Raw genomic sequence first — 9,028 nt, forward strand, 5'->3', positions numbered from 1 at the left:
GTTTACCCCTTCACTTTCACAGAAAGTTTACAGGCCTGTTTCTTGTTTTTAAAGGGATAGTGTGTTATAGTATAAAAGACTTGGACCCGCCCGCAGAGACGCGGCGGCACAGGGATTTTTCTGTGCCCGGGTCCATGGAATCTCTGTTTTGCAGATTTGACGGAGGTATTCTCCCTTGAAGCCAGACAAAAGAAACAACAACAATCCCAACGGAGGCGGCAACAACAACCGGCGCAATGCGTTCGGACTGGTGAGCATTGTCCTGTGGGCCCTGTTCCTGACGCTGTTGTTCCGGGGCTGCATGTCCTCCTATGAGAACGCAAACACCGTCACAGTCCCCTATACCACCTTCCGGGAGTGGCTGGTGGAGGACAAGATTCAGACGGCGGTGATCGACAGCAGTCAGATCACCTTCACCCTGAAGGATGGCGTGGAGGCGGAGCTGCCCCAGAGTGAGCAGTCCGACGCCGGCAGCCAGACTCAGGAGCTGATGCAGTCTCTCATCCCCACCCGCCAGCAGGACCCCAATGAGCCCGTCCAGTATGTGACCGTCCGGCTGTCCGGCGTCTCGGACGATGAGCTGATGAGCCTGCTGACCCAGTACCTCAGAACTGAGGACGGCGAGTACGCCTACACCGAGCCGGCGGACAGCTCGCTGTACCTGCTCAACCTGTTCCTGGCCTATGTGCTGCCCGTCCTCGTTATGGTGGGCCTGTTCTGGTTCCTGTTCCGGGGCGTGGGCGGCAAAGGCGGCATCGGCGGCATGGGCAACCTGGGCAAGTCCAACGCCAAGGTCTATGTGGAGAAAAAGACCGGCGTCACCTTCCTGGACGTGGCCGGCCAGGACGAGGCCAAGGAGTCCCTGCAGGAGATCATCGACATCCTGCACAACCCCCAGAAGTACACCGAGATCGGCGCCAAGCTGCCCAAGGGCGCCCTGCTGGTGGGCCCGCCGGGCACCGGCAAGACCCTGCTGGCCAAGGCGGTGGCCGGAGAGGCGGGAGTGCCCTTCTTCTCCATCAGCGGCTCCGACTTCGTGGAGATGTTCGTGGGCATGGGCGCGGCCCGGGTCCGGGACCTGTTCAAAGAGGCCGCCAAGATGGCCCCCTGCATCATCTTCATCGATGAGATCGACACCATCGGCAAGTCCCGCGACAACCGCATGGGCGGCAACGACGAGCGGGAGCAGACCCTGAACCAGCTGCTGGCCGAGCTGGACGGCTTTGACCCCGGCAAGGGCATCATCGTCCTGGGCGCCACCAACCGGCCCGAGGTGCTGGACAAGGCCCTGCTGCGGCCCGGCCGCTTCGACCGCCGCATTACCATCGACCGGCCCAACCTGGCCGGCCGCCTGGCCACCCTCCAGGTGCACACCCGGAAGATCAAGCTGGCCGAGGACGTGGACCTGAAGAAGATCGCCCTGGCCACCGCCGGGTGCGTGGGCGCCGACCTGGCCAACCTGGTGAACGAGGCCGCCCTGCGGGCGGTGCGCCACGGCCGGAGGCTGGTGACCCAGGAGGACCTGCTGGCCTCCTTCGAGTTCGTCATCGCCGGAAGCGAGAAGAAAAATTCCGTGCTCACCGAGTTCGAGAAGAAGCTGGTGGCCTACCACGAGGTGGGCCACGCCATGGTGGCCTACAAGCAGAAGAACGCCGAGCCGGTGCAGAAGATCACCATTGTCCCCCACACCGAGGGCTCTCTGGGCTACACCCTGCTCATGCCTGAGGAGGACAAGACCAACCTGCGCACCAAGGAAGAGCTCATGGCCCAGATCACCGTCTCCATGGGCGGCCGCGCCGCCGAGGAGGTGGTCATGCACACCATGACCAACGGCGCCTCCCAGGATATCCAGGAGGCCACCAACATCGCCCGGAACATGGTGGCCATGTTCGGCATGAGCGACGAGTTCGGCATGATGGCCCTGGGCTCCATCCGCAACCAGTATCTGGACGGCGGCTACGGCCTGGACTGCGCCCAGGAGACGGCGGCCATTATGGACAAGGAGGTCAAGGTCATCCTGGACCAGTGCTACAAGGACGCTGTGGCCCTCATCCGGGACAACCTGGAGGACATGCACAAGGTGGTGGCCTACCTCCTGGAGAAGGAGACCATCACCGGCGGAGAGATGGTGGCCATCATTGAGGGCCGGGACCCCGCGCTGGTGGAGGACGCCTACGCCTCCACCCGGCAGTCGGAGAAAAAGAAGCCGCTGCCCGGGGATATCGAGCCCCCCGCCAAGAACATCCACATCGTCAGCGAGGAGATCAAGCCCCCCGTTCCCTTGGGAGACGGGGAGGAGCATGCTCCCGACGGCTCTCAGCCGGAGGACGGACAGCCCGCCGCTGAGGAGCAGCCGGACGAGGGACAGCCGGAGCCGGACGCTGCGGAGGAGAACGCCTCCCCGACAGCGGAGGACGCCCCCAGACCGGAGGACGGTCAGCTCTCCGACGAGGACGAGAGTAAAGAATAACATGATTCAAACAGCGCCTTGGAGCTTGCTCCAAGGCGCTGTTTCTGCAATGCAAGCAAACCTTGCGTGACAAATTTTCTGGTATCCGCTATGCTGGAGGGGAAAGGAGGGGCCGTGTATGGGATTTTCCATAGATCGAAACATCCGCCGCCTGCGGAAGGAGGCGGGGCTTACCCAGGAGGAACTGGCCCAAAAACTGTTTGTCACCCGGCAGACCATCTCTCTGTGGGAGCTGGGAAAGGTACACCCTGACCTGGAGACACTGCAAAAGCTCGCAGAACAGTTTCAGGTGGACCTGCTTCAAGTGCTGTACGGACCGGAATATACACCGGCCCAGCAGCTTCTCCGCCGTCTGCCGATCTGGGCTGGACTGAGCGGAGGGCTGGCTCTTCTCCTGTGGGGAGTGATGGTCATGGCGGAGTGGAGCTTGGTCCAGCCTGGGATGATTGCCTCCCCAGCCTTTTTGGTGGTGGGGAATGCCTACCTCTGGATGTCACTGTACGGCTGTCCGCTGCTGTGGGCGCTCTCCGGCACGGCGCTGGGACACGTCCTAACACCGGTATTTTCCGGTAAAAAGTGCATCTGGCCGGCGCTGGGCGGACTGCTGGCCGTGTTGATGCTTCTGATTTATGGGGTGGGCATTTCTGTGGGAAACATTCCCTGGATCAGCATGGCGGCGTGGGAGCTCCAGCAGGTCCCCTGGGTGTTTCTCCCGGCAGGGATTGGGCTGTATGGTTTTGGCCGGATACTGATGCGAAAGTAAAAAATACGCGACCTTCCGCATAAGCGGAAAGCCGCGCACAGCGATACAGAGACAAAACATGCAAGAACTCAAGTAGAAAGTTCCTTTGCCGCATGAGCAGAGAGACATAAACGACAAAGAGAGAACCTGTGAAACGGCGCGTCCAGGAGGCCGCGCCCTACTTATAGCGCGAGCGGGTGAGGACACCCGCCCCTGCGGCAAACTGGAAGCGGTTCCTTCTTTTTCGTAGGGGCCGGACACTGGCCGGCCCGCGGGCGGCCCAGGTGTGCCGCCCCTACGGACCTCATCCGCCTCGCTTCGCTCGGCACCTTCCCCTAAAGGGGAAGGCTGAGGGCGACCGCAAGGGCCGCCCCTACGGCGGTATGCGCACTGGGAGCGTTTGCTCGGTAAAGCCAGGCGCGGAACAGAAACCGCACAGACTGAAATTTTGGGGAAGCCAGGGCCCAGTGGCCCGGGAGGAAACGCAAATCGCCACTCAGATTCTGCGCGCCGGAAATACTGCAAAATCTAACAAGTACGCGTCCCCCGTAATGGGGGTTCTAGGGGGCGGGCGGCATGGAGGCGGGAGGCTTTGCCGAACCGCCGATTGCGCCCGCCCCCTAGCGGTTCTCAAGGTGAATTGCCCCAAAGGGGCAAGAGAGGGTGGCCTGGGCCATTGGTGACTTTCTGGCCGTCCAGAAAGTCACTCGCCGCCCGCAGGCGGCGAAGCTCCCCTGCGAAAAGAGCCACCCAGCGGCCCGATGAGGGCATCGGGCCCTACCGCTCTATTATCGCCCCCTCATCCGCCCCCTTCGGGGGCACCTGACCCTATCCCCTCTGGCCTTCGGCCATCTCCCCTTGACAAGGGGAGTCGGCCCTCAAGGGGAAGGCTTTAGAAGTGCAGGCGGCGAAAACCTCCGGCGAACGGCGAGACTTTTAGAGCTGCAAGAAGCGAAACGAAGTTTCGCAGAAAATTTCTTTGCCTACTTTCTTTTTCAAAGAAAGTAGGTTACAGGCAGCGGCGGTAGGTGCGGGTGATTTCCCGCAGCTTGCCGGACACATAGGGATTCAGAGCCTCGGAGCGCACCCGCCAGGACCAGTTGTGATCCCCCACAGTGCCGGGGGTGTTCATCCGGGCGTCTCCGCCCAGGCCCAGCACGTCCTGGAGGGGGGCGATGGCCAGATAGCTCCCGGAGGCCCAGGCCCCGGAGATGACCCCCCAGCCCAGCCCCTCGTCCTCCCGCAGGCGCAGGTAGCGGCGGGCGAAGCCGGATTCCTCCGGCCAGGCCTCGTTGAGGAACTGGACAAAGGTCTGGGTGTCGTGGGTGCCGGTGTAGACCACCGAGAAGGGCTGACAGTTGTGGGGCAGATAGGCGCTCTCCCCGTTGGGGTCAAAGGCGAAAACCATCACCTTCATGCCGGGGATGCCGCAGCTGCGGACAAACTCCAGGGCGTCCAGGTCCAGGTTGCCCAGGTCCTCGGCGATGAGCTCCAGCTTGGGGGCGGCGGCCTGGAGCAGGTTGAGCAGGGCCATCCCTGGGCCTGGCTCCCAGTGGCCCTCCTTGGCGCTCTCCGCCCCGGCGGGCACCGACCAGTAGGTGTGGAAGGCCCGGAAGTGGTCGATGCGGATGGCGTCGTACATGCGGGCGCACCACTGGATGCGCTCCTTCCAGAAGGCAAAGACCGCCGGCCGGTTCCCCTCCCAGTCGTAGAGAGGATTGCCCCAGAACTGGCCGTCGGCGGTGAAGGCGTCGGGGGGGACCCCGGCCACCGCAGCCAGGCGGCCGTCCTCATCCAGCTGAAACAGCTCCGGGTGGTAGTACACCTCGGCGCTGTCGGCGGACAGATAGAAGGGGACGTCCCCCATAATGCGGATGTGCTTCTGGTTGGCGTATTCTTTCAAGTGGAACCACTGGCGGTAGAAGGTGTCCTGAAGGAAGGTGTGGAAGGCCACCCGGTCCGGGTCGGGCTTGGCGTCCTCCGGCCACTGGTCCGGACTGCCCTCATACTGGTCGTGGAGGGCGGCAAACTGGGCGTACTCCCCGATCCAGGGCAGGTGGTGCTCCTCCGGGGCGGTCTCCATGAGGGTGAGGGAGCGCCGGAAGGCCAGCTCCAGCAGGTCCATCCGGGTCTCGTGGAGAAAGGCGTAGTCCACCCGGTCGGGGGCGTCCCGGCGGGCGGAGTCCAGCTCCTGCTGGGTGAGCAGGCCCTCCGCCGCCAGCTCGTCCAGGTCGATGAGGAAGGGGTTCCCGGCGAAGGCGGAGGGGGACATGTAGGGGGAGTTGCCGTGTCCCGGCGGGACCAGGGGCAGGATCTGCCAGTAGGTCTGACCGGCCTCGGCCAGAAAATCCACAAAGCGGCGGGCGGGCGCTCCCAGAGAGCCGATGCCATAGGGCCCCGGCAGGGAGGAGACGGCCAGCAGCACGCCGCTGAAACGGGCATCATACATGGGAAACAGTCTCCTTTCAGGGGTTACACACCCGGCTTCGCCGGGCGATATGTTATAGTATAGCAGAAATAACCAAAAAAGCAAGAGAAAACGACCGTCAATTTGTGCTTTTATTAAAATGGAAGCCGCCTTCCCAGAAAAACCCCCAGGAGGATCTGGACCGCCAAAAGGGCGGGCAGGCCGTACCGGAAGTACCAGTGCTTCGTCTTGTGGTGAAACAGGCGCATCCCCGCAATGGCCCCCAGGCTCCCGCCCAGCACCGCCGGGAGAAACAGCGTTTTTTCCGAGATGCGCCATTGGTCCCGCCGGGCCCGGCGCTTGTCCAGGCCCATGAGGACAAAGGCAATGAGATTCATCAGAAGCAGATAGCCCAGCAGCAGCTGGAGCGCTTCTTTGGACATGGCAGTACCTCCTCCGGGGCATTCGCCCCAAGACAGAACAAGACCCCGCTCCGGCAGACCGCCGGGGCGGGGTTCCGCTGTGTGTTATTGTACTCTCTGTGGGGAAAAAACGCAAGTGAGCAGGCTATTCAGTTAGGCAGGGAGAGTGAAGCTCTCCAGAAGCTTTGAAATCTGAGCGGAGAACTGTGTATAGCGCTCCAGTGCTCCGGGGATGGCGGGGTCTACGGGCAGATCGGTAGATGGCTCAGCATACAGAATTTTCTGTCCCAGATCCGCCAGGAATTCCCAGGCTGCGGGATTGCCGTTTTCCTGGTTCTGAGCCCATTCCTCCGGCGTGCACTGGGAGATACTGGCTAACAATCCAGCTCCTTCCCAGTTCCCTGCGTCCTGCATGTAGAAGCTGACCATGCAAGTTCCATTCTGCGTATTGGGGTCGTTCTCCCGAATTTCCACCTGATCCGCCCAGCCGTCGGGCAGAGTCAAGGTAAAGCCGTACTCCTGGTTCACATAGGGGGAATTCTCTTGAAACGTCTCCACCGCTTCCTGCTCCTCCAGCCGGGTCTGGGCGGCGGCATAGGCCCCGCCGTTAATTAGGGAAAAACTGTCCAGCAGGTCGGGCACCTGAGCGTAAAATTCCTCATAGCGCTCCAGCGCTCCTGGGATGCTCTCATCCACCGGCAAATCAGTAGGACCAGCGGCATAGAACACATATCCTCCAGTTTCTGCCAAGACCGGCAGAGCATAGGGGTTCCCTGCCGCCTCGGTCTCCTCCCACTCCTGGGAGGTACACCGGTAAACGCCCGCCAGCCAGCCGGCGTAGTCCTGGTCCCCTGCGTCCCGCATGTAAAAACTGGCCGCACAGGTCACATTTTGCATATTGGGATCGTTTTCCCGGATATCTACCTGGCCCCGCCAGCTTTGGGGCAGGGTCAGAGTGAATCCGTACTCCGAATTCACATAGGGAAGATAGGGAAGCAGGTCGATCTCCCACTCCTGGGTCCCCTGGAAGATATGCATGGTCAGTTCCGTCACGTCCTGGGCATCCAACGAGGACAATTCAAAGGAGTAGGTCTCCCCAGGTGTCCAGTCGGTGCCGTCCAGATAGTGCAGGCTGATGCCCCCCAGCTCCTCTGTATCCGCCCGGCCGGCGATATGGATGTTCCACTCCCGGTCCCCCTCGGGGATGGTAAAACTCACCCGCTCCCCGTCATAGGAGAGGCTTTCCTCCAGGGCCTCCACCGCCTCCATGTCGGTCATGGCCGGCTGTCCCTCACAGGCCGCAAGCCCGCCCACCAAGATGAGCACCGCCAGAGCAGAGCAGGCCAGCAGGCGGCCCCGCTTCTTTTTCACAAACAGATTGGTCAGACGGTCCTTCATAGCAATCGCCTCCAAACTTTTGCATTTACAAAACTTATAAGAATATTCTACAGGGGAGAGGGTGTCTTTCACGCCTCATCAAACCAGGTGTAGAAGCGAAGGGAGTCATAGGGACCTTCTCTTCCAAAGCGAAAGCTCCAGGTCCCATCTTCCCACTCGCCGTCCACATTCCGACTCCCAGACAAGGTAAACTCGATGCCCTCAAAACCCGGCTGGTCGATGGTCCGAGTAACTGTATAGCTGTCCCAGTCCACATCATCGTATCGGACTCCCGGCCCGCAGGGCACATCGTTCCGGAAGTACAACGCCCCATCGTAGCACAGGTAAGGGGCGTTCGGACCGGTCAGCATTCCGTCCACACGCCGCTGGGTCAGATCATCCGAGAAGTAGTCACTAAACACAGACCATATCATATTATAAGAGGTCGCCCAGTCCACCGTCCAATCCACTTTGTGCCAAGTGTCGGGCGGATCGCCCTGGACCTGGTATCCAGCCGCCTCCAGCTCCTCCCGGGAAATGCTCCGCTCCCCATTTCGCCGGGGAATGCCCCAGTAGAGCTGCTCTGCGGCATACGCCTGCTGATAGGCGGCCCATGCGGCCGCCTCCCAGCGGACATCCTCCGGCAGGTTGCTCCACTCATACCAAAACCGGGTATCCGGCGGTCCAGTGTCCATATATTTTACCGATTCAAAGGCCCCATTGTGCAGCATCAGATACGCGATCACGGGGTAGTCCCTTAGCCAGCCATTTTCATCCAGGCTCATTCCGCCCGCCAGGACCACATTCTCCGGGTGATCCACAAGGAAGCGGTAATCCAGACGATAGACGTCGTACCCCTCAAAGGAAGTCACATATTCCAACGACTCGATGCGGCCGTCTACATAGTCATAGCCCTGGGCATCCTCCGGCGGCCCGGCTGCCACCTGCTCCTCCAGCCAGGTTTGGGCGGCGGCATAGGCCCCGCCGTTAATTAGGGAAAAGCTGTCCAGCAGCTCCGGAATCTCCGCATATAGATTCTGATAACGCTCCTGTACGGCGGGGTCATTTTCATCGTACTCCACACCTGTAGGGCCCGAGGCATACAGAACATTCCCACCAGAGCTTGCCATGTACTGCCAAACATGAGGATAACCTGCCGATACGAGGCTCTGCCACTCCTCAAATGTGCGCTGGTAAATGCTCACCAGCCAACCGGAACCTTCCCAATCCCCGGCGTCACGCATGTAGAAGCTCACCACTTCGGGGTCTGACTCGCCCTCCCGGATCTCCACCTGGTCCGCCCAGCCGTCGGGCAGAGTCAAGGTAAAGCCGTACTCCTCGTTCACATAGGAGACAGGCTCCCGCAGCAGGGGAGTGATGCTGATGCCGCCCACCGCTCCGCTTCCCAATGTAATATCTATGGTCAGCGCGGTGATTTCCCGGGCCTGGGCGGCAGACAGCTCAAAGGAGTAGGTCTCTCCGGGGACAAAGTCAATGCCCTCCAAATAGTGGAGACTGATGCCCCCCAGCTCCTCTGTATCCGCCCGGCCGGCGATATGGATGTTCCACTCCCGGTCCCCCTCGGGGATGGTAAAACTCACCCGCTCCCC

Annotated in this window: 6 protein-coding genes; 2 read left to right on the forward strand and 4 right to left on the reverse strand. The window is 61.4% G+C overall.

The genetic code is table 11. The features are described from left to right. Positions 1–175 precede the first annotated feature (175 nt). Together ftsH and H6B31_RS11780 are read left to right on the forward strand one after the other, a co-directional pair. The gene (gene ftsH, locus H6B31_RS11775) at positions 176–2,470 is read left to right on the forward strand and encodes an ATP-dependent zinc metalloprotease FtsH (RefSeq protein ID WP_204898694.1); all 2,295 of its coding nucleotides are present in this window, start codon (positions 176–178) and stop codon (positions 2,468–2,470) included. A 118-nt stretch (positions 2,471–2,588) separates the two neighbouring features. Further along, complete coding sequence (locus tag H6B31_RS11780; protein ID WP_204898695.1) at positions 2,589–3,233, forward strand: helix-turn-helix transcriptional regulator; 645 nt, start codon at positions 2,589–2,591, stop codon at positions 3,231–3,233. Between the two features lie 988 nt (positions 3,234–4,221). On the opposite strand, the gene H6B31_RS11785 is transcribed toward H6B31_RS11780, so the two are convergent. The 4 genes from H6B31_RS11785 to H6B31_RS11800 all read right to left on the reverse strand — a co-directional run. Next, positions 4,222–5,661, reverse strand: coding sequence for a 4-alpha-glucanotransferase (locus tag H6B31_RS11785; RefSeq protein WP_204898696.1), 1,440 nt, complete (start codon positions 5,659–5,661; stop codon positions 4,222–4,224). A gap of 113 nt (positions 5,662–5,774) precedes the next feature. Then, a complete protein-coding gene (locus tag H6B31_RS11790) occupies positions 5,775–6,062 on the reverse strand; it encodes a DUF1294 domain-containing protein (protein ID WP_204898697.1) in 288 nt (95 codons plus the stop codon). 132 nt (positions 6,063–6,194) lie between these two features. After that, positions 6,195–7,439: a hypothetical protein gene (locus H6B31_RS11795; protein ID WP_204898698.1), complete on the reverse strand. Its 1,245-nt coding sequence runs from the start codon at positions 7,437–7,439 to the stop codon at positions 6,195–6,197. A 68-nt stretch (positions 7,440–7,507) separates the two neighbouring features. Continuing rightward, on the reverse strand, positions 7,508–9,028 hold a 1,521-nt coding region (locus H6B31_RS11800; protein ID WP_204898699.1), incomplete at its 5' end, for a hypothetical protein.

It is taken from the genome of Pseudoflavonifractor capillosus (genome assembly GCF_016899775.1).
Classification (GTDB): Bacteria; Bacillota; Clostridia; order Oscillospirales; family Oscillospiraceae; genus Lawsonibacter.

Excerpts from the sequence above, each read along its gene's own strand:
- H6B31_RS11780 (WP_204898695.1), top strand. The coding sequence starts at position 2,589 with ATGGGATTTTCCATAGATCGAAACATCCGCCGCCTGCGGAAGGAGGCG.
- H6B31_RS11785 (WP_204898696.1), bottom strand. The coding sequence starts at position 5,661 with ATGTATGATGCCCGTTTCAGCGGCGTGCTGCTGGCCGTCTCCTCCCTG.
- H6B31_RS11790 (WP_204898697.1), bottom strand. The coding sequence starts at position 6,062 with ATGTCCAAAGAAGCGCTCCAGCTGCTGCTGGGCTATCTGCTTCTGATG.
- H6B31_RS11795 (WP_204898698.1), bottom strand. The coding sequence starts at position 7,439 with ATGAAGGACCGTCTGACCAATCTGTTTGTGAAAAAGAAGCGGGGCCGC.